General features: G+C 46.4%; 20 protein-coding genes and 1 pseudogene. 11 read left to right on the top strand and 10 right to left on the bottom strand.

Going from position 1 to position 21,876, the window contains the following annotated elements:
- Positions 1-337 (top strand): annotated as a pseudogene (locus K4A83_RS12035) (molecular chaperone DnaJ); the annotation flags it as partial.
- A gap of 1 nt (position 338) precedes the next feature.
- On the opposite strand, the gene K4A83_RS12040 reads toward K4A83_RS12035, so the two are convergent.
- Entirely contained in the window at positions 339-1,970 is a 1,632-nt protein-coding gene (locus K4A83_RS12040; protein ID WP_265264809.1) for a hypothetical protein, read from the bottom strand.
- Positions 1,971-2,223: 253 nt separating this feature from the next.
- Complete coding sequence (locus K4A83_RS12045) at positions 2,224-2,682, bottom strand: DUF29 domain-containing protein (protein ID WP_265264811.1); 459 nt, start codon at positions 2,680-2,682, stop codon at positions 2,224-2,226.
- A gap of 225 nt (positions 2,683-2,907) precedes the next feature.
- On the opposite strand from K4A83_RS12045, the gene K4A83_RS12050 reads away from it, so the two are divergent.
- From K4A83_RS12050 to K4A83_RS12080, 7 genes are all read left to right on the top strand, one after another.
- Positions 2,908-4,482 carry a bifunctional pantoate--beta-alanine ligase/(d)CMP kinase gene (locus K4A83_RS12050; RefSeq protein WP_265264812.1) on the top strand — a complete coding sequence of 525 codons (1,575 nt, stop codon included), beginning with the start codon at positions 2,908-2,910 and terminating at the stop codon, positions 4,480-4,482.
- A gap of 187 nt (positions 4,483-4,669) precedes the next feature.
- Positions 4,670-5,644 (top strand): polysaccharide deacetylase family protein, encoded by a 975-nt coding sequence (locus tag K4A83_RS12055; RefSeq protein WP_265264813.1) that lies wholly within the window; start codon positions 4,670-4,672, stop codon positions 5,642-5,644.
- A gap of 164 nt (positions 5,645-5,808) precedes the next feature.
- Complete coding sequence (locus K4A83_RS12060) at positions 5,809-6,726, top strand: protoglobin domain-containing protein (protein ID WP_265264814.1); 918 nt, start codon at positions 5,809-5,811, stop codon at positions 6,724-6,726.
- 32 nt (positions 6,727-6,758) lie between these two features.
- Positions 6,759-7,205: an STAS domain-containing protein gene (locus tag K4A83_RS12065; RefSeq protein ID WP_265264815.1), complete on the top strand. Its 447-nt coding sequence runs from the start codon at positions 6,759-6,761 to the stop codon at positions 7,203-7,205.
- A 66-nt stretch (positions 7,206-7,271) separates the two neighbouring features.
- Positions 7,272-7,676, top strand: coding sequence for an anti-sigma regulatory factor (locus tag K4A83_RS12070; RefSeq protein ID WP_265264816.1), 405 nt, complete (start codon positions 7,272-7,274; stop codon positions 7,674-7,676).
- 63 nt (positions 7,677-7,739) lie between these two features.
- Entirely contained in the window at positions 7,740-8,351 is a 612-nt protein-coding gene (locus K4A83_RS12075) for a SpoIIE family protein phosphatase (protein WP_265264817.1), read from the top strand.
- Complete coding sequence (locus K4A83_RS12080; protein ID WP_265264818.1) at positions 8,348-9,604, top strand: PP2C family protein-serine/threonine phosphatase; 1,257 nt, start codon at positions 8,348-8,350, stop codon at positions 9,602-9,604. Before K4A83_RS12075 ends, K4A83_RS12080 begins: the two co-directional genes overlap by 4 nt.
- Before the next feature lie 24 nt (positions 9,605-9,628).
- Here K4A83_RS12080 and K4A83_RS12085 read toward each other — a convergent pair whose 3' ends face one another.
- From K4A83_RS12085 to mfd, 8 genes are all read right to left on the bottom strand, one after another.
- Entirely contained in the window at positions 9,629-11,302 is a 1,674-nt protein-coding gene (locus K4A83_RS12085; protein WP_265264819.1) for an adenylate/guanylate cyclase domain-containing protein, read from the bottom strand.
- A gap of 36 nt (positions 11,303-11,338) precedes the next feature.
- Positions 11,339-11,872 carry a 5-(carboxyamino)imidazole ribonucleotide mutase gene (gene purE / locus K4A83_RS12090; protein WP_265264820.1) on the bottom strand — a complete coding sequence of 178 codons (534 nt, stop codon included), beginning with the start codon at positions 11,870-11,872 and terminating at the stop codon, positions 11,339-11,341.
- Positions 11,873-11,927: 55 nt separating this feature from the next.
- On the bottom strand, positions 11,928-12,503 hold the full coding sequence (locus K4A83_RS12095; RefSeq protein WP_265264821.1) for a helix-turn-helix domain-containing protein: 576 nt from the start codon (positions 12,501-12,503) through the stop codon (positions 11,928-11,930).
- A 113-nt stretch (positions 12,504-12,616) separates the two neighbouring features.
- Positions 12,617-12,940: a Txe/YoeB family addiction module toxin gene (locus K4A83_RS12100; protein WP_265264822.1), complete on the bottom strand. Its 324-nt coding sequence runs from the start codon at positions 12,938-12,940 to the stop codon at positions 12,617-12,619.
- Entirely contained in the window at positions 12,930-13,214 is a 285-nt protein-coding gene (locus tag K4A83_RS12105) for a type II toxin-antitoxin system Phd/YefM family antitoxin (RefSeq protein ID WP_407810011.1), read from the bottom strand. The genes K4A83_RS12100 and K4A83_RS12105 overlap by 11 nt, the downstream gene beginning before the upstream one ends.
- Before the next feature lie 157 nt (positions 13,215-13,371).
- On the bottom strand, positions 13,372-15,120 hold the full coding sequence (locus K4A83_RS12110) for an ABC transporter ATP-binding protein (protein WP_265264824.1): 1,749 nt from the start codon (positions 15,118-15,120) through the stop codon (positions 13,372-13,374).
- A gap of 39 nt (positions 15,121-15,159) precedes the next feature.
- Positions 15,160-15,315, bottom strand: a complete 156-nt coding sequence (locus K4A83_RS12115; RefSeq protein WP_265264825.1) for a PCP reductase family protein — start codon at positions 15,313-15,315, stop codon at positions 15,160-15,162.
- A 205-nt stretch (positions 15,316-15,520) separates the two neighbouring features.
- Positions 15,521-19,009 (bottom strand): transcription-repair coupling factor, encoded by a 3,489-nt coding sequence (mfd, locus tag K4A83_RS12120; protein WP_265264826.1) that lies wholly within the window; start codon positions 19,007-19,009, stop codon positions 15,521-15,523.
- A 323-nt stretch (positions 19,010-19,332) separates the two neighbouring features.
- Here mfd and K4A83_RS12125 point away from each other — a divergent pair, with 323 nt between their 5' ends.
- From K4A83_RS12125 to K4A83_RS12135, 3 genes are all read left to right on the top strand, one after another.
- The gene (locus tag K4A83_RS12125; protein ID WP_265264827.1) at positions 19,333-20,127 is read left to right on the top strand and encodes a lysophospholipid acyltransferase family protein; all 795 of its coding nucleotides are present in this window, start codon (positions 19,333-19,335) and stop codon (positions 20,125-20,127) included.
- Positions 20,128-20,308: 181 nt separating this feature from the next.
- Complete coding sequence (locus tag K4A83_RS12130) at positions 20,309-21,271, top strand: glycosyltransferase family 9 protein (RefSeq protein ID WP_265264828.1); 963 nt, start codon at positions 20,309-20,311, stop codon at positions 21,269-21,271.
- Complete coding sequence (locus K4A83_RS12135) at positions 21,264-21,842, top strand: D-glycero-alpha-D-manno-heptose-1,7-bisphosphate 7-phosphatase (RefSeq protein ID WP_265264830.1); 579 nt, start codon at positions 21,264-21,266, stop codon at positions 21,840-21,842. The genes K4A83_RS12130 and K4A83_RS12135 overlap by 8 nt, the downstream gene beginning before the upstream one ends.
- Positions 21,843-21,876 lie beyond the last annotated feature (34 nt).

Below are 21,876 nucleotides of genomic sequence, written 5' to 3' on the forward strand. Positions count from 1 at the left end.
TCCTCCCCCCCCTCCTCCTCCGGTTTCCCCGCTCTCCCCCTCAGAGCAGAAACTCAAGGGGGAGGCTTATCAGCGTTTACAGGATTTGTTAAAAAAGCGGCGTTTTGCTCGGGCGATCGCTTTAGTGGAAGGATTAGCCCTCCGTTTACCCCAAGATGCGGAGGTGAGACAATGGCAGGCGATCGCGTATCAAGCTTGGGGACGACAACTGATTCGTCAAGGTCAACCCGCCAAAGGCAAAATCTACCTGAAAAAAGCCCTGCGCACAGATCCCCACAATCGGGCATTAGTGGCGGAAATTGCCGAAGAATTCCGGCGTTTAGGGCAGTTGGTGTAAATCAACGCTTGACTAACTTATACAAAGGCGATAAATCCGCCGCCCCAAATTGAATACTATGGGCAACGCGGAAGGTTTCTAGCACTTTAATAAACCAGACTACATCTGACTGGGGAAATTCCTCATAATGATTAAACAGAATCGCCAACCGCTTTTCTAACTCCCCTAAAACTGGAGGACAAAGTAAGACAACTTTTAACAGTAACCCAATGGTCGAAGCTGCTCCTAAATGGGTGACTAAATCCATGAAAAGATAATGATTAACACTCTGGGCATTTTCCACTAGCAAAAAACTCAGTAACTTGGTACAAGTTCGTAAAATCAAGGAGTTACTCATTTTTTGGTGGTTGTAATGAGTTAATGTTTCATTAAGGCATTTTTTGAGTTGGGGATTCAACTGATGGAAGGCAAAATCTGAATCTAAATTTGAGACTAAATAGGCGAGTAATTTATCCTTAAACTCTTCATAGGAAGAGATTTCGGGGATATGACTACTAAAACGTTCGGCTAACTGCTGATAGGTATAGTTCCCCTGTACTTTGCCAAAAAAGAGACGTAAAGCAATGGCTAATTCGCGATCGCTCAAAAACGTTGGATTCTTCTCCCGTCGTAGAATCCGCCCCGCCCCTTGGGAGAGTTGCCGGGCTTTAGCAATTTCGGCTAAGGTCACTTGATAGGTGACAAAGCGATTTAAACGAAACTCAAAACGATGTTGTAGACGAGATTGAATTAACTTAATGGTTTGCTGTTGCTCATAGGTACTCTCATCATCTAATAAATAGTGGCGGAATAAATAGGTATAGCGGTACAGTAAAACCTTCACTAATTGACGATTGGGATCTTCACTATCCTTCACCGGACAAATGACCCGCGCCAACCGTTGGAGCATTTTATACTGGTGAGTTTCAACAAACATTTCTGCGAGTTGCCGTAACCGTCGCACAGAGCGAGTTTGCCTCATTCCGGGCGGCGGAATTTCTTGAAAGAGAGCAATGAGTTCCGGAATAGCATGGCGTTGTTTGCTGTCTAATTGCCAATAATCAATCAGTAAATAACAGCAGTGATTTAGGAAAAAATGATACTCATTTTCGGCTGACTTTGCATTAACAATTTTCTCTAACGTGGCTCTAATCTTTAAGTCAGAATACTCACCACTATCAATAAATAAACAATGAAACCGTTCTAAAACTTCTGTAGGATCCTGTTTCTGTACACAGTCGTTGAGGTGATCGTAAATCTCCCGTTGGAGTTCTTCTAGGTCAATGGTATCAATCGCTACAGTTCTCCAGCCTGCTCCCGGCCCCCTGGGCTGGACTTGAGAAAGTTGGCTGGTTTCGGCGATATTGTGTTGATTTTGCTGTCTTTCCCGCACTTCTTTGACCATCACTCCTACTAAGTCCGTGAGTTGCATGGTTTTCACCAGAGTACGGATGCGTTGATACCCTTGGGGAGAACCTTCAAAATGGACAATCGTGGGTTGAGCGAGTCCTCCTTGAATGTCCAGTATTTGTAAATCCACATCATCGGAGACTTTTTGTAGGCGCTTTAGGATTCCCCACCGTTGCGCTTGAATATCTTCTACGGTTAACGGTGATACAAGTTCCCAGTAAATTGACTTGCCAAACCTACTCATGTTGTTCTCACTGTCTCTGTGACCTAATAGCTGTGACCTAATGAAGCTATCCCCACTTGCGAGGGCGCTCCTGTGGGGGTGTAGAGAGGCTAATCTCGGACTCCGCTCTTGAGAACCTTTGAGATTGCAAGACTCAGTTACTAACCCCTAAGTCCACAGATCACTTTAATGCTCCTGACCAATAGGAAGAGGGTGCTTTGAGGGAGTACCTGTTATTCTAACCTTTTCTCCCGAAAACGGAACAATGAATATCCTAGTCTTTTTGCTGGGGCAACCATTGAACATCAAGAAGTTGCTCTAGACTGTAGGGGCATTCTGGGGGGAAGTTTAGGGAGTTTTGGGTTTTAATCTGGACAAAACCGAGGGCATCTTGATAAATAGAGTCTCGTTCTGAGGCTAAATATTGACGGAGATTAGTGGTTAATTTGCGCTTGAGTTGAGTGCGAAAGGTATAGATTTCTCCCTGCCAATGGATTTGATTATAGGGGGCTTCAGCTTGCCAGTATTGTAATAACAGAAGATGGCGAATAATTTGTTCTAAAAGACTAGCGGCTGCGTTTTTCTTATCTTTACCCAAATCCTCTAATTCCTCAATTAAATGCTCTAAGTCTAGTTGATTAAATTGTTGCTTCTTTAACAAGAAAATTGTTTCTTCTAACCATTGCAAATCATCAATATCATACAGTTTTTGTAAGTTTGTTAGGCGAGTCATTGGCGGTCATCTTGGTGGAAAGGACTAGAATTAGGGGGTATTTTCTCTATTTTCGGTGTTTTTTCCCTGTTTTCTTGCAAAAGACAATCTTCTTGCTACACTATATGAACACTTGGAATTTTAACATTGGGATGAGCATTGAGGGTTAGACCTTGAATGCTCGGTTTTGTGTGACGGATCTGGGGAAGTTCGGTAAAATCTAACTGGAAGAGAAAGGGGGTGAAAATGCGTCTGTTTAAAACAGTGGCGGGCTTACGAACCTATTTAGCTCCGATTTGGCATCAGCAAGGGGTGGGTTTAGTGCCTACGATGGGGTCATTACATCGAGGCCATAGCCGCTTAATTGAACAGGCTCGACGGGAAAATGAAGTGGTAATCGTGAGCATTTTTGTCAATCCCCTTCAGTTTGGTCCACAGGAGGATTTTCAACAGTACCCTCGCGAGTTGGAGCGGGATTGTGAACTCTGCGAGGAGTTGGGGGTGGATGTGGTGTTTGCGCCGAGTCCAGAAGATTTGGCGATCGCGCCTTCGGGAAAAAACAACGGCAAAGCCACACCCCTCCTCGAACAAACCACCCTGGTCCAACCCCCCCCTTCCCTTGTCACCGGACTCTGTGCAACCTATCGGCCTGGTCATTTTCAGGGAGTGGCCACCATTGTTGTAAAATTGCTTAATGTGGTGCAACCCGACCGCGCCTATTTTGGCGAAAAAGACGCGCAACAAATAGCCATTATTCAAAATTTAGTCAAAGATTTAAGTTTAGCTGTGGAAATTCGAGCTTGTCCAACCGTGCGGGAAGAATCCGGTTTAGCCTATAGTTCTCGCAATCAGTATTTAACGCCCCAACAAAAGGAGCAAGCCGTGGCCTTGTCCCGCAGTTTACAACGGGCTAAACAGGCCTTTAACGCCGGAGAACGCAATGGCGATCGCCTGTTAGAAATGGTCAATCGAGAACTCGCCAAAGAACCCGCCTTATCAGTACAGTATGCCCAATTAGTCGATCCCCAGACCCTCGCCCCCCTCGGGGAAGTGGAAGATGAGGGGTTATTAGCGATCGCCGCCTATCTCGGTCAAACCCGATTAATTGATAATATCGTGCTGCGTCAGCGTCAGCCCATTATCGCCATTGACGGGCCCGCCGGAGCCGGAAAATCCACCGTCACCAAAGGAGTGGCGCAACGCCTCGGCCTGCTTTACTTAGATACCGGAGCCATGTATCGCGCCTTAACTTGGCAAGTGCTAGAGGCTGGGATCAACCTCGAAGATGAAGCGGCGATCGCAGAATTAACCGCCCATAGCCAAGTTCAATTTATCAACTCCCCCGAAGACAACAACCAACGGGTTTTAATCAACGGCGAAGATATCACCCAAGCCATCCGCACCCCCAGAGTAACCGCCCAGGTGTCCCTCGTCTCCCAAGTCCGGGCCGTGCGTCAGCAGTTAGTCGCCCAGCAACAACGCTGGGGGCGCAAAGGGGGCATCGTCGCCGAAGGACGAGATATTGGCACCCGTGTATTCCCTGATGCCGAACTCAAGATATTCCTCACCGCCTCCGTACAAGAACGGGCCCGTCGCCGTCTGCAAGACCTGCAAGAACAGGGGATCCCCGGCGGCAATCTAGAGGAATTAGAACTTCAAATTGCCGAGCGCGATCGCCTCGACAGCACCCGCAAAACCTCCCCCCTCCGTAAATCCCCCGATGCCATCGAAATTGTCACCGATGGATTAACCATAGAAACCGTCATTGAACAAATTGTTCAACTCTATCAAAAATCCGTTGTAGCGGGGATCACTGGCTAGGCACTGATCCCGGGAAATCACCCATTTCCGCCTCCCGATTCCCTAAAAACATTTGGTAATATTCCGGATAAGATAGGAACAGAACTGCTAAAAAAAGCAGTAAGATTTAAGCAGTTTTCAGCAGTTTTCAGAACAGCTTGTCAGGGTTAAGTCCTCAGACGGATCACTATCCTCTGAAGGGCTGATTTTGTCTATTGCAATTTATGTCACATTTTTGAGGCGTGAGGAGGCGGATCTGTCTAAGCAACAAGTCGCAACCCGTAAACGGTCTAAGCGAAAGAAAAACGTCATTTCAGCGAGAATTAAACTCGCCTTTGTTCTTGGAGTCCTAATTACCGTATTAGGAGCTATTCTGCCTGTGGGTTTTGCGGCTCATCAGCAATTAATGAGTCAAACGCTGGTTTCACCCATTCTCCTAGGCACAGGTCTAGAACAACTCAATACCGTAGCCAGTCAAGCCCTCCATCAACAGAGCGTTGAGATATCAAAAGCCCTCAATGGTTTGATTCCTCAACAGTTTCAGGGCAAAACCGTAAGTCAAGTTCCCCTCAACACTGGGCGTAAAGTCATTGCGTTAACCTTTGATGATGGACCTTGGCCCGAATTCACCAACGAAATCCTCTATATCCTCAAACACCATCACGTTAAAGCCACCTTTTTCGTCATAGGGCGCAACGTGCGCAACTTCCCGGAACGCACGAAACAAATGTATTTACATGGTCATGCTTTAGGCAATCACACCTGGAGTCACCCTTACCATCAACATAGCGAAGGTCAAGCAGCCGGGCAAATTGACAATACCACCCAGTGGATTGAGCAAGCCACCGGAGGCGTGAAAAGTCGTCTCTTTCGTCCACCGGGGGGCTTTTTAAACAACGGTTTAGCCGCCTATGCCGCCAAACAAGGGCAAACAGTCGTCATGTGGTCCGTAGACTCCAAAGACTACTATGCCCCCGCACCGCGCATTATTGAAAACGTCCTCAGTCAAGCTAAACCCGGCGCAATTGTCCTCCTTCATGACGGAGGAGGCGATCGCCGTCCCACCATTGTCGCCCTACCCACCATTATCACCAAACTCCGGGAACAGGGTTATGAATTCGTCACCGTGCCGGAATTATTAGACCTCAAAGCCCAGGAAACTCAAACCGCCTCGGGAGGGTAAACCGACATTACCCCAAAAACCGATCAAGTTAGAATCCCCCGCTTATTTAGGTGGGGGATTCTTATCAGGTGTATACCTCCCTAAAAACGCCGTATCTTTAGAGCGGGGAATTTCAAAAAAGCCGTATATTATAGAGAAACTAACAGACCATTGAGGCACTTATCATGATGAGCAACTTTTACACCAGCGACGCTGGAGACATGAGGAATGCAGCCACCCTACAAACACTTTATAAAATCTCAGAAGAGGATATTCAATATATCCGAGGACTAGGAGAATTCATGTTGCCCCAAATGGATCACATGGTTCACACCTGGTATGAATGGCTCATGACTCAACCCGAATATGAACAATTTTTTGCCGACAGCAGAGCGCTCCATCATGCGCAAAAAATGCAGCATATTTACTGGGAACAATTTATTGAAGCCCAACTTGATGATAACTATGTAGAATCCCGGCGCAAAATTGGAGAAACTCACGCCAGAATAGGACTTTCCATGACCATCTTTTTCGCAGGAATGAGCATTTTCCATGACCTTTTTTCTAAAATCATGGCGCAAAGAAACTTGAAACTAAAAGAACAAGTCCGCACCATTGATGCCGTCAGTAAACTCCTCCATCTCGACACGGGAATTGTCTGTGAAGTCTACACCATCATGTCCAACGAGACAATTACAGCCCAAAGTCGCTCCCTCATGGAAATGTCTACCCCCGTCACCCAAATTTGGGAAAATATCCTGCTTTTGCCCGTCGTGGGTATTGTAGACTCAAAACGCGCTCAAGACATCATGAACGCCGTTTTATCCGCCATTAATCGCACCCAATCTCGAATTTTTATCCTTGATATCAGTGGCGTAGCCGTTGTTGATACAGCCGTAGCTAATCACCTGATTAAAATTACCAAAGCCACTCGTTTAATGGGGTGTGAATCGACCATTTCTGGCATTTCTCCCGCCATTGCTCAAACCATGATCGAACTAGGAATTGATGTCGGAACCATTAAAACAACCGCTAACATGATGGACGCACTCAATGACTCCTTCCGTTCCCTGAACCTCCAAATTCATAAAGTTGAGCGATAATCCAATAAAATCCCCAACTCATCGGCGAAGTTATGAGCAAAAGTTCCGAAATTCAACGCATCCCCCTACAATTTGCCCAAAATTGTGTTATCGCCTCCATTCAAATTGATTTAACCGATACCGTGTTGTACCAATTTCGGCAAGACTTACTCACCTATCTTTATCAAACTAAGGCTCACGGTCTTATATTAGATTTATCAGGTGTGGAAGTCATGGATATGATCGAATTTCAGGCTCTCACCTCTACTATAGCGATGGCTTCTTTAATGGGTGCTAAAACTATTTTGTGTGGATTTCAACCCGGAGTCGTGTCTGCTCTCGTTAATTTTAGCGTAGACTTTGAGCAAATTCACGCCACACTAACCCTAGACAATGCCTTTGAACTTATGGAACAATTACAACAAAAATGGTTACAAGTTCAACCCACAGAAATCGAGCTTTTGCCTGACATTATAGAAAAAAAAGAAGAATTTTTATAACATGGTTACGCTAAAATTATCAGGGTAAGTATAACCTGAGACTCAATGGGTTACAGCACTAAAATTATGGACTATCCAAAATCAATCTGGATTGTGATTCATCGGGAAGCTGATATTACTCGGTCAATTTTTGAGAGCCAAAGGATGGCTCAAAGCCTAGGATTTGATCATGGTCGCGCCCAAATGATTGCTACAGCCGTTTCTGAACTCGCTCGCAATATTATTAAATACGCACAAAAAGGCAAAATTATTATTACTCCCTTAAATGAGAGAAGACGTTCCGGCATCGAGATTATTTGTCAGGATACAGGCCCCGGTATTCCAAATGTTGACCAAGCTATGGAAGATTATTTCAGTTCATCGGGAACACTCGGTTTAGGATTACCGGGAGTCAAACGCATGATGGATGAATTTGAAATTACGTCCATTGTCAATCAGGGAACAAAGGTTATTATCCGAAAATGGCTTTGATGGACTGTCAGTAAGATATAATTATTCTATAGTCATATGAGATAACTACTTTGCTCAAAAATTATGGAAAATGACAATCAAGCCAGTGCTTTAAGTCTTGTAGACTATTCCATCTTTGGTCGTCCCTGCTTTGGCGAACGAGTGAGCGGAGATCAGGCACTGATTGATGAAAAAGATGGTATTATCTTCTTGGGGATTATCGATGCTTTAGGTCATGGGAAAGAGGCCCATCAGGTTTCAGCACTCATGCAAAAGTTTTTACATGAAAACTGGACATTTGATGTACGGAAAACCCTCTTAAATCTGCATGAACATTGTAAAGGAACATTAGGTGCTGCTGTAGGTTTAGGCCTCCTCAATGTGCAAACAGGAGAGTTATCCTATTCTGGGGTGGGAAATACTGTCATTCGCTTAGTCGGTAAGCAGTCAAAACGTCTTTATTCTGCGGATGGAATTGTAGGGAGTCGAATGCGAACCCCCGTTGAGCAGAAATTATATTTAACGCCAACTGATATTCTGTTGATGTACACCGATGGAGTGAAAGATCGTTTTGAAGTGAATGATTATCCTCAATTGTTATATGAAAGTCCTCAAGCCTTAGCCCGCAATATTGTACGTCAGTTTGAGAAAGTGTATGATGATGCGACTTGCCTTGTTTTACGGTATAAAAAATGATCCGTCTCGGTAGCATTACTTTAACCCATTCCGATTCAATTTATGCCATCCGAAAAAAGGTACTTCAGGTTTTAAAGTTATTCACTGAAGATCCGATTCTGCCGGGTAAAATTGCGAGTGCAACTTCCCAAGTCTGTCGATTACTAGACCAAACTTCTGTTAAGTCTACCGTCAATATTACTCTATTTCACAAAGCCCATCGTCTGGCATTTTGTTTAACATTTGTTGGGCAACATCCCCTACCCGAGGCGGCTTTTTTGCACATTTTTTTTGATGAGGTGAATTATCCCACATCCAAGCGCAGGGTTTTTCAGGTGCAATGTGTTGTTTTCCTCAAGACTGGACTTCCCCACGATGGACTTTTAGAGCAAGCGAGAAGGATTCTCGCGGAAAAAAGTCGTTATGAATTAATGCAGGAATTGGAGAGAAAGAATAAAAAGCTTTTGAAGTCGCTGGAGAACTTAAGACGAGAAACCTTGCTCAAAGAGCAGCTAACAAAAGATAATATGAGAATGGCGGCAGAGTTAGATTTGCTAAAACGAATGCAGCAATTGATTTTACCTAAACCAGAAGAATTAGAGAGTATTAAGGATTTAGATATTGCCGGATTTATGCAGCCTGCCGATGAAGTGGGAGGAGATTATTATGATGTTTTGTGTTCAGATGGAGTCATTACTATTGCCATTGGGGATGTGACAGGTCATGGTTTAGAAAGTGGTATTTTAATGGTAATGACTCAAACGGCTGTTAGAACTTTACAGGAGATTAAAGAGCAAAACCCGGTTCGATTTTTAGATACGTTAAATCGGGCAATTTATAATAATATTGAGCGGATGCAGTCGGACAAAAACATTACTTTAGCTATTCTTAATTATGCCAACGGTAAAATTAGTATTAGTGGTCAACATGAAGAAACGATTGTGGTGAGAAAAGGGGGGAAGGTAGAACGAATTGATACGATTGATTTAGGGTTTCCCATTGGGTTACATGATGATATTAGGGAGTTTATCAATCATCATTTTGTGGAGTTAGAACCGGGGGATGGGATTGTTTTATATACGGATGGGATTACGGAGGCGGAAAATCTGGAGCAAGAGCATTATGGGATTGAAAGACTTTGTGCTTTAGTCTCTCGTTATTGGCATCAATCGAGTGAAGAAATTAAGTCAAAGATTATTGAGGATGTTTACGATCATATTGGTCAACAAAAGGTTTTTGATGATATTACGTTGCTGGTGGTTAAAAAAAGATAAGGTTTTAATGTCCTTGACTGAATGCTATTGGCTAAACCGAGCATCATGAACAATGGTTTGATCTACGGGGGTTTGTCGCCAATCAAGGCGATAGAGTTGTAAGGGTTCGGTTTTGCCTTTGACTCGTACAGGACGCAATTTTTCTAAGGCAAAAAGTCCGGGTTGGAGTTGGTCCATTGTACTTTGAGAGAGGAGAATTTCTCCCGCTCTGGCGACGTTACAAATGCGACTGGTGACGTTAGTTGTATCGCCAATCGCAGCATACTGAATGAGTTTGCGAGAGCCAATATTTCCGGCGGCAACTTTGCCTGTATTTAAGCCAATATGAATGGCAATGGGTTGACGGTTGCGCTTCTTCCATTCTCGGTTTAAACGACGGACAGCCCACTGCATATCAATGGCGGCTTGAACGGCTTGTTGTGCGTCGTTTTCTTGGGGGTAAGGGGCGCCCCAAATGGCTAATAAGGCATCACCAATATATTTTTCTAAGGTACCTTCGTAGGCGAAAACAATTTCTTCGACCATGACGTTGAAATAGTCGTTTAACATTTCAATGACTTCCCGAGGCTGCATGGTTGAGGACATTTTAGTAAAGTCGCTAATATCGGCAAAGAGTGCGGTTACTTCTGTGTCAATAATGTCTAAATGGCCTTCTTCGCGTAATTTGCGACTGACGGCTGTGGGGAAAAAGCGTTCTAATTTATCGCGCCAAATGGCTTCGCTTTGCATTTTGTTGGTGAGACGGGCGTTTTCAATGGCGATCGCGGCCTGACTCGCCAAAGCGGTCAAAAACTCTAAGTCTTCTTCGGTGTAGGCTTTAGAACAAGATAAATTGTCTACATATAGCACCCCTAACACCTCCTCCTTAGGTTGTAAGGGCGCACACATGGAGGAACGAATAGCTTGTATTAAAATGGAGTCTGACCCCTCAAAGCGTTGATCTTTGCGGGCTTCATCTGTGAGGATGGCATCCCCGTGTTTTAGAACATAGTTGGTGATTTGGGTACTATAAAACTGGTAGCTAATAGATATTCCCGAACGGGAGCGGATGGCTTTTTGTTCTAATTGTCTTGTGGTTTCGTTAACCATTAAAATGGCAGCCCGATCCACGTTCATGATTTTTAATAATAAGTCTAGGATTTTTTCTAATAATTTATCGGGGTCTTCGGGGGAGGATAATTCTTTACTCACTTCTAAGAGAATTTTGAGTTTATCTAAGGCGCGTTGGGCTTCATTTTGTTCGCGAATTTTTAAGGCTGATCCCGTTTGTCTGGGGGAACTGGAATCTAAAATATCTTGGATTTCAATGCGAGTTTGACGGGGTGAAAGTTGGCGGACAATGGGGATTCCTTGGGTATCGATTCCCTGTTCTTGGGGGTCAGGGTTAGTGGCAAAGGGGGAAACTCCTTTGTAGATTAGTTTAAAGATAACCATACCACAAACAATCATATCCCCCGGTTGCACAAGTTGTTCTTGATGGATTTGTTGCTCATTAACAAACGTCCCATTGAGACTATTTAAGTCTCGTAAAACTACTCCCTTTTGTCCTACGATAATTTCGGCATGACGACGGGATAAGCTGTTATGTTTAATGGCGATGTGATTGTTGGGAGAACGCCCGATAATATTGGAGCCGTCCTGAAGGGGAAAACTTCGTTCTTGTCGGGTATCGGGAAGGCAGACTAAAAAATAGGACATAAGCCGCACCCCTAAAAAACAATGTCCATGTTCAGACTAATTCGATCCAAAGGTTTTGAGGTAGTTTTGAGAACCCATTTGGTCTAAATTGGTCTGTTTATCTAGAACGGATTGGCTCAGGTCTTGACGATATTGTTGCACTTTTTCTAATAATTCGGGTTGGTGTGCGGCTAAAATTTGTACGGCTAATAATCCGGCATTTTGAGCATTGCCGATGGCTACTGTGGCAACAGGAATGCCTCGGGGCATTTGAACGATGGAGTAGAGGGAATCGACTCCTTGGAGGTAACGAGTGGGGACGGGTACGCCAATCACGGGGAGGGGAGTTAAGGAGGCGACCATTCCGGGTAAATGGGCGGCTCCTCCTGCTCCGGCGATAATGACTTTTAGGCCACGGGTGTGGGCGGTTTTGGCGTAGTGTACCATGCGTTCGGGGGTGCGATGGGCGGAAACAATGGCCACTTCGTGGGGAATGGCAAATTGTTTACAAATGGCGATCGCGGCTTCGAGGGTGGGTAAGTCAGAATCACTGCCCATAATGATTCCGACTAGAGCTTGAGTAGTGTTCATGGATCAAAATCCCTTATGATTTGCCTCATCATAGCAGTCTGTTGAGGATGAATGGTTACAAGGGACTCACCCTAGCGCGGTGGAGTAATTTTCCCCGGTGACGATAACCAATATAACGGACGCGCACGGGATCACCGGGGGCAACAACACCGCTCATAACCTCGTGCCACTGGGGATCATAGGGGACTTCTGCCCCCACTGGTGCGATCGCCTCCACCCCCCAACTTTGGATCAATTCCTCAACAGGCCTCACCAACGGCACCAAACGACTGGCGGGGAGATCGGGGTTTTTCTCCACGGCAGCCACGGCGGTGTACCATTGCAGCAGCCAACTTTCTAGGAGTTGTAGACTATGGGTTTCCCATTCCTCGCTGGACAGTGGGGGTGCAACCCTTGCGCCCTGAGTGGCCTTGACCTCCTCTTCCCCAGCAAAAGCCACCCAGAGATCCGGGGGGGAGACTTGTAAGGCGGCAGCTAGTTTAGAGAGGGTTTCTAGGCGCATTTGGGCAACATTACCCCGTCGCAATTGTTGCACTGACCAAAGGGAAACCCCAGCTTTGAGGCTTAACTGACGAAAACTGGTCACGTTAGCGCGCTGCATCCATTCTTGAAGTTTGGGGGTGTATTTCATTGGGAATTGGGGCTTGCTGAAAAACTGGAAAACAACTCAAAAACGATGCTAGAAATTAGCCTAAATTGGAAACTTGCCCCCCAAACCTTGAAGCAACTGGTATGAGTAGCCATTTAATCGGATTCATAATGATAACGTGCTGGTAAAAAATACACCTTATTTCCTGTTACTTTGTAAACTAAACGATGCTCTAAATCAATGCGTCTTGACCAAGTATCGGCGGTAATATATTTTAGTGGTTCAGGTTTTCCTAGCCCGGTAAACGGTTCACCATTAAGGATATCTGCGACTAAATCTAGGATTTTATCTCCTTTTTTGGGTTCAGTGCGATACCACCAAGCTAAATCCGCTTTAAAATCGGGACTAAATACAGGAAAATAAGCTGAAATCTGATTATTAGGGATTTTATTGGTTTGTTTTTTCTTTTTAGGACTCAATCCCTAACTCCTCTTTTAATTCAGCTACCGTTTGAGGAGTGGCGGTGCTATTTTCTGACCATTCTAAAGCACGAAATAAACGTTTCGCATTTTCGGGTGATCGCAGTAAATAGACACATTCTAATAAACTCTCTAGCTCATCTTCGGCAATTAACGCTACATTTTTCCCATTGCGGCGCTTAATGACCACAATCTGACACTCATCACACACTTGATCCAAAATAGTGGCTAAATTACTTCTCGCTTGAGAATAAGTGGTTTCTTTGCTTAACATCATTTTTGCTCGATAACTTGTACAACATTATTGTACAAGTCTAAGGGGGTCTTGCTCCACTAATTCTGTTAAACTCCGATACCAGATTTGGCTGAAATGGCTTTAGCATCAGTCGGAGACAGTTGCTCTTGCCGTTTGGCTTGCATCGCACCACCTCCTACTCTAGAACTTTTTCCAGTTGTTGCTGTTGCCAGAGGTGTTTATAGGGGCCAACTTGTTCCACTAACTCCTGATGGCTGCCCTTCTGCACAATTTGCCCCTGATCCATGACAAAAATTCGGTCGGCTGTGGCGGCGGCTGAGAGTTGGTGGGAAATAAAAATCACCGTTTGCCGTGCCGTGCCTTGGGAGAGAAAATCCAGAATATCAGTGGCGGTTTTATTATCAACACTGGATAGGGCATCATCGAGAATTAATACAGGTGCATCAATCATGAGCGCTCGGGCGAGGGAGGCGCGTTGTCGTTGACCACCGGAGAGGGTGATTCCTCGCTCTCCTACGAGGGTGTCATATTGGCTGGGGAAGTTGAGGATTTCCGGGTGAATTTGGGCTTGTTGGGCGGCATCTTCGACTTCTGGCTGTTCTGCGAGGGGTTGGCCATAGCGGATATTGTTGCGGATTTGGGTACTAAAGAGGAAACTATCTTGGGGAACGTAGGCGATCGCTTCTCGTAAGTCATTGAGTCTCAATTGTGTGACATCGTGACCATCCAAGAAAATATGACCGGGTTCAATATCCAGTAAGCGGGGAATAGCATTCGCTAAGGTAGACTTACCACATCCAATAGAACCCACAATGGCAATCGTTTCCCCCGGTTCAATCGTGCAGGAAATGTCTTTGAGGGCGGGTTTTTTCGTCCCCGGATAGGTAAAGGTTAAGTCTTTAATTTCAATTTTCCCTTGGACTAATTCCGGGGGTAAAGTAATCGCTTCATCAGGATTTCTAATGGCAGGTTGTGCTAATAAAACCGACTCCACCCGATCAATACTTACCTCTCCCCGTTGGTAGGTAGTAATGGTAAAACCGAGGAGGGCTGTGGGGAACACAAGGCGTTCTACATAGAGAATCAGGGCTAAAAAATCCCCAACGGTTAGGATGCCTTGGGCAATGGCACCCGAACCTAACCAGAGCAAAATTAACAGGGAAATATAAACCAGCCCCTCAATGATGGGAAAGAGTAAATTTCGGGTGCGGGCGAGGCTTAAGTTGGCTTTTAATAACTTGGCATTTTTTTGTTGAAATCCGACCGTTTCGTTAGCTTCTTGGGCGTAAATTTTAATGAGCGAAATTCCACTCATATCCTCTTGAATCAGTTGGCTTAAGTCGGACAAATTTTCTTGCACTTCTCGCTGATCTTCTCGCAATTTGTCGCTAAATAACTGCACCAAAACCAACATAAAGGGATAAACCGCCAAAGCCGCCAAACTCAACCTTATATTAATCGCCAACATCACAGGCAGGGTTAAGGCATAGGTAAATAGGGCGTTGGCAATACTCAAGACAGCAAACCCCAGTAAGCGGCGAATATTGTCCACATCACTGGTAGCACGACTCATTAAATCCCCGATGCTATTAGTGGCGAAATAGGCGGGTTCTAATCTTAAAATATGTTGAAAAAGTCGCTGTTTTAAGTCATATTCCACTTGACGACCGACCCCAAATAAGATAATACGGGACACCATCCGAATCACCCACATAATGGAGGCATAAATAAAGATTAAAAAGACATATTTAGAGATTTGGGCAAAGGTTAAAGAACCGCTTAATGTGTCAATACTATCGCGAATTAAGAGGGGGATATAAACCCCGATTAAATTCACCACTAAGAGGGCAATTACGCCAAACACGACAGAGCGCCAATAGGGGCGGACATAATTCCAGAGTCTCTGAATTTTAGATTGATTCATAGAGGGTCATCAAATGGGGTTTGAGGGGACGATTTAGAATTAGCCAAATTTGGCTTTAGCTTGTTCGTAAACCTCAACAGTAATCTGAGTTTGTCCGGCTTCTTGGGCAAATTTTTCTATCTTTTTTCGGGCAGCAGGACGGACAAAAAAAGGGATTTCTTTCAGTTTGGTTTCAGCTTCAGCAGTCCATTCCATAGTAGATGTTTTAAGGGATATTTAGGGCTTGTTGAATAACTCTGCTCGTGGGGTCAGGCAAGAGGTAATAGGTAATAGGTAATAGGTAATAGGCAAAAGTTTTTGCTATTCACTACTCCCCCTCCTCCCTGTTCCCTGTTCCCAACGAGCAGATTGATGTAGCAAGCTTCATCTAGTGAATCTTAACGCAGGTTGGGCATTTTCTTCATTCTGGCAGGGAGTCGGGGAGTGCGCCCTGCATTTTCTCTAGCCACTCGATGAGGTTTTCTAGTTGTTTTTGGGGTTTGAGGACTCCTAAACCGCGCACGGTGACTTTTTTGGGGGAGAAGACGAAACGGGAACGGAGGTGTTGGGGGAGGTTTTCCTGCAACAGTCGCCAAGCGGGTTCTTCCATGGGGGTTTCGAGGACAATGTGCTGATTGCCGTCGGGTTTAATGCGGGAGAAACCGAGGGATTTCGCTAATTGTTTGAGGTGTACTATTTTAATCAATTGTAAGGCCGGGGAGGGGATTTCTCCGTAGCGATCGCGCCAATCCTCCAGCAAACAGTCTAATTCCCGTTTAGAATGGGCGGTAGCCACAGCCCGATAGGCGGCCATTTTCTGTTCTAAGTCGGGGATATAATCGCCGGGGATAAAGGCCGTCAGTTTCAAGTCAACATTGGTTTCCTCGACGGTGGGAATGGCTTGACCTTGAATTTCCCGAATGGCTTCCTGTAGCATTTCCATATACAGGTCAAACCCAATGGTTGTCATTTGTCCTGACTGTTCAGCCCCTAGGATATTCCCCACCCCGCGAATTTCCATATCTCGACTGGCCAATTCATAACCAGAGCCTAATTGGGTAAACTCTTGTAGGGCGCGCAACCGTTCTAAGGCAGCTTCGGACAGACTACCCTTTTGAGGATACAACAGCCAAGCATGGGCTTGAATCCCCGCTCGTCCTACCCGGCCCCGCAGTTGGTACAGTTGGGCGAGACCAAACCGTTGGGAATCTTCCACAATAATGGTATTCACCCGGGGAATATCGAGGCCGGACTCAATAATGGTGGTACAAACTAATAAATCTGCGTCTCCGTTGCTAAAGGTCAGCATGGTGGACTCTAATTCGGCCTCGGAACATTGACCATGGGCGATCGCAATCCGAATTCCGGGTAACATTTCTTGTAGTTGGGCCGCTACCCCCTCAATCCCTTCTACCCGAGGCACAACATAGAACACCTGTCCCCCCCGATCTAATTCATTACGGATGGCCGTGCGAATCACTTCAGAATTGTAGGGGGAGAGATGGGTTTTAATGGGGCGACGGGAGGGGGGAGGAGTCGTAATCAGGCTCATTTCCCGAATACCAGACATGGCCATATAGAGAGTGCGGGGGATAGGTGTAGCGCTGAGGGTTAATACATCAACTTGGGTTTTTAGGGCTTTAATTTTCTCCTTTTGATTCACCCCAAAACGCTGTTCTTCATCAATCACTAATAGCCCTAAATCCTTAAATTTTACCGACTTACTCAAGAGTTGATGAGTGCCTACCACAATATCTAATTCTCCCGTTTCCAAGCGTTTCAAAATCTCTCGCCGTTCGGAAGCAGTGCGAAACCGATTTAATAACCCCACCTGAACAGGATAGGGCGCGAATCGTTCTTTGAGAGTATGATAATGTTGTTGAGTTAAAATCGTAGTTGGGGCGAGAAAAGCCACCTGTTTATGAGCCGTCGTCACCACTTTAAAAATGGCTCTCACCGCGACTTCTGTTTTCCCAAACCCCACATCTCCACAAACCAACCGATCCATCGGACGATCTTGTTCTAAATCCTGTTTTACATCCTGTACCGCTTTGAGTTGGTCGGGAGTCGCTTGGTAGGGGAAAGAATCCTCTAGTTCCTGTTGCCAGGGGGTATCTGGGGGATAAGCAAAACCCGTTTGTTTAGATCGTTTGGCATATAAAGCCAACAAATCTACCGCCAGCTTTTTAACCAGTTTGCGGATTTTATCTTTATTCTTTTTCCAAACTTTGCCCGTCATTTTATCTAAATCAGGGCGCGCTTTTCCCGCAGGTTGGAAGCGGGACAAACTATCAAAACTATCCGCCGGAACTCTTAAAATTCCGTCAGCATATTGCAGGGCTAAATATTCCCGATCTCCCAACCGTTCTAACTTTAAAAATTTACCGATGCCGTGGCTTTTATGGATCACATAGTCCCCCGGACTAAGCTTGTTGGGATCTACCTTTTTGGAGGCAGCGCGGCGACGTTTACGGATATAGGTGGGACTCGCTAAAGTATGTTGTCCAAAAAATTCCCGGTCTGTGACCACTACGACCCGAAAGGTCGGAAGAATAAAGCCCTCTAGTTCTGCTAAACCGGAATATTTCAAAGCCACGGCAGTTTTTTGAATAACTAACCGTTCAATGGCGGGATAATCCCGAATATTGGGGACAAACTGCGCCGGACAATCGTGTTCTTGTAAAAGAGAAACGGAGCGAGAGGGTTGAGCGGAAATGAGCCAGGTGGCGTATTCTTTCAGGTTCATTCCATGGTATATATCCCGTTTGCCCCGTAGAATTTCCGCGAGTTTCGCGAATTGATGGGGACTGGTGGGTAGGGGACGGCTGGATAAATTAATGCTAGGAAAAGGGACTTGGGGATTGTCTTCAATCAGAGTCGATAATTGTAGGGATTGATATTGGTCTTGAATCCGTTGGAGGGAGTCGGTGAAGGGGTGATGAAGTTTGACGAAAGGCAGGGGGAATTGACCTTGGGTGATTTGCCATTGCTCCTGGGCGTGTTCCACCCAGCGATCGCACCGTAAACGACACTGTTCCACCTCATCGAGCGCAATCAAGGTTTCTGGGGCTAAATAGTCCAACAGGGAGGCCGGATGCTCAAAGGCCAAACCTAAAAAGCGCCGCATCCCCTCGGGATAATTTCCCCCTTGGAATTGCTCTAACTCTTCGGGGGAGAAGAGTTCCTCGGGATGGGGGAGAGATTGGGCGATCGCACCGGAAAAACTCGTCGGGGTGAGCATTAACTCCGGAATGGCATCTAAGGAGCGTTGAGTAGAGGGGTCAAACTCCCGCAGCGTCTCAATTTCATCCCCCAACCATTCCAACCGCACAGGCAATTCTGCCGAAACCGGGAAAATATCCACCAAATCCCCCCGACGGCTCCATTGTCCCTCCGTCTCCACCAAACCCACCCGTTCATAACCCAGTTTCGCCAGTTGACGATCTAGTAATTTACTCCCAAATACATTCCCCACCCGCAAAGACAGGCAATAGTCCCGATAGACCTCTGGGGGGGGTAAATGGGGCTGTAGGGCCCGTTCTGTGGTGATAATGGCCAGGTTCTGGCGGGGTTCTCCAGTCAGGTGAGAGAGAACCTGCATCTGGCCCCAGATCATTTCCGATTCCGGGTCAAAGGGATCATAGGGGGATGCTTCTGAAGTGGGGTAAAAGTCCACCGTATCCCAGCCCATCATTTCCATTTGGGCTGTCCAGCGCCCAGCTTCTTCTAAGGAGGCACAAATCACTAACAGATTGCGCCCCAAACGACGGGCTAAGGTAGAAGCGACCACCCCTTTCGGCAGTCGAGGAACACCTGTGAACTGAAGGTGTTGTCTATCCTGGAGTTTAGCGATCAGTTCTTGGGTAAGCGGCGATCGCATTAAGTGGCGAATTAGGGAGGAGAACGGCATTCTTCGTCAATCATGAGTTACTTCCGCAATTCTTCAATGTAGCATTAGGCGACAACAGATTCAGAGGATTGCGGCGCTAGGAGCATTGATCAAGAATCAAGGATTCCACCCGTGACAATAGAATAACTGGCCCGCTCTAGAGCGTAAAACCCTGTTGGGCTTCTTGTCCTGAAAGTGTCGTGAAGAATACCCCCAAACAGGTTGATCTCAGGATTGGGCAGCTAGGAGAATGAATCAAGAATCATTGATGCACCCGTGACAATAGAATAACTGGCCCGCTCTAGAGCGTAAAACCCTGTTGGGCTTCTTATGCTGAAAGTGTAGTGAAGAATACCCCCAAACAGGTTGATATGATGCACGTCCTCACTCCTCTCCCCGTCCCCTTCCCCCATCCACGGACTAAAACCGCCGTTTCCCATTCTCGGGTTTCGCCTTGGTTATCTCGGCTGGCTTATACCTTGGGTCAATCCCTCGTGTTACCCGCCCACTTCGACCAAATCCACATCACCGGACAAGAAAACCTACCCCGCACCGGTCCGGTTTTACTAGCACCGACTCATCGCTCTCGCTGGGATGCCATTATGGTGGCCTATGCTACAGGTCGCCCCGTCACCGGGCGGAATATGCGCTTTATGGTGTCCATTAACGAGATGAAGGGACTCCAAGGCTGGCTCATTAGCCGTTTAGGAGGGTTTCCGGTCAATCCCCTCCAGTTACGTCTCGAAACCATTCAGCACAGTGTCGAGTTACTCTGTGAACAGGAAATGCTGGTGATTTTCCCCGAAGGCAATATTTTCCGTCAACGCCATGTAGAACCCCTGAAACGAGGGGTGGCGACTATTGCCCTACAAGCTCAGTCTAAACTGACCGCACAAGCTCCAGAGGTTCAAGTGATCCCCATAGATATTTCCTATTCTGACTTATCCGCTCCACGGGGCTGTCAGGTTAAAATCGCGATTGGTCAACCCTTGAACACCCTGGATTATCAAAAATACAGCCCGAAACAAGCCTCTCGTCAACTCACAGCCGACTTACAACAGGCCCTAGAAGAATTAGCCACTCCCAAAACCTTGAAGGGCGATCGCCTTTCGGAACCAGAACCGATCCTAGTGGCATGAAATCCCGGTTTGAGCAGGGGGATCAACCACCACAACACCAGATATCACCCTGAGCGAAGCTTTCCCTAGGAAACAGACAATCTGTACAGTAGAATAAGGGGCAGGAGTTAGGAATCCTCGTGATGAATAACCCTATCCTTAAATTTAACCCCGAAAAACACCCTAATTACCCAGAGTTGAGATGCGCATACTAGCCCTTGTCCCTGGCGGAATTGGCGATCAGATTCTCTTTTTCCCGACCCTAGCGACACTGAAGCAAACCTACCCCCAAGCCCAGATCGACGTACTGGTAGAACCTCGGTCTAAAGGGGCCTACCGAGTCTGTCCCTCCGTGAGTGATGTATTAGTCTTTGACTATAAAGATCGTAATGGCTTGGCTGATTATCTCAATTTGTTAGGGATGATCCGCGATCGCGAATATGATATAGCCCTCACCCTCGGACAGCGTTGGGCCGTTGGTCTACTGCTATGGTTAAACGGCATTACCACCCGAGTGGGCTATGAGTCGCCAAAGTCTTGTTTACTCACCGCTACTGTCCCCCTCAAAACCGAACAGTATGCCGCCGAAATGTACCATGATCTCCTGCTGGGTCTAGGCATTCAAACCCCTTGCCCCACCCCCACTATTACCGTTCCCAAGTCAGATATTGACTGGGCCGAAGCCACACAAGACCGTATGGGCATCCGGGATACAGGCTACATTCTCATTCATGGCGGATCGAGTCAACTCGCTGTCACCAAAGGCATTGATAAAATCTACCCGCCCCAAAATTGGTCAGCCATTATTGCCGATCTCCAAACCAAACAGCCCGATGTTCCCATTGTGGTGATCAAAGGCCCGGAAGATAGTGCCTTGGTGGGTGAACTCCTAGCCAAAGCCCCCAACTTAAAAGTCGTCTCTCCCCCCGATATTGGTAAGCTAGCCGCCTTTATTGCTGGGGCGAACTTAATGCTCTGTACAGACAGCGCCCCCATGCACTTGGCGATCGCCGTTGGAACCTATACTATCGCCCTCTTTGGCCCCACTGATGCCAAGAAATTAGTTCCCCCCAACAGCGAAACCTGTATTCCCATCCAATCCCCCTCCAAGGCGATTGGTGATATTGCTCCTGTCACCGTACTCGAACAAATTTGGCGTGGCTAAAACCGCAGTATTCCTAGATCGTGACGGCGTTCTCAACGTCGAAAAAGGCTATATCCATCACGTCGAGGACTTAGTTCTCATCCCCGGCATCGCCCAATCTGTGCGCCGTCTCAATGACCGGGGATTCTTTTGTTGTATGGTATCCAATCAAGCCGGCCCCGCCCGGGGATACTACCCCCTCTCCCACGTTGAAGCCCTACACCAGCGTCTCGTTGACCTCCTCGCCCAAGAAGCCGGAGCTAAACTAGATGCTTTGTACTATTGCCCCTATCTTAGTCCGCCAGCCGGAGGGAAAAACCCAGAATTCACCCGTTGGAGTACCTGGCGCAAGCCCAACACCGGAATGTTAGTCGCGGCGGCTTGGGAACATGATCTTGACATTAAGCACAGTTTTATGGTAGGGGATAAAGCCACCGACGTAGACCTAGCCCGCAATTGTGGAGCTAAAGGGATTTTAGTTCAAACAGGTTACGGGAAAGAGGTATTAGAAGGCAGCTATCAACACCATGCTAAACCCGATTACATTGCCGAAGACTTAAATCACGCCGTTGATTGGATTTTAGAACATTGACTACTCCCACCGTTAACATTCGTGTAACGGGGGT

The organism is Spirulina subsalsa FACHB-351, from assembly GCF_026130165.1.
Taxonomy (GTDB): Bacteria; Cyanobacteriota; Cyanobacteriia; order Cyanobacteriales; family Spirulinaceae; genus Spirulina_A; species Spirulina_A subsalsa_A.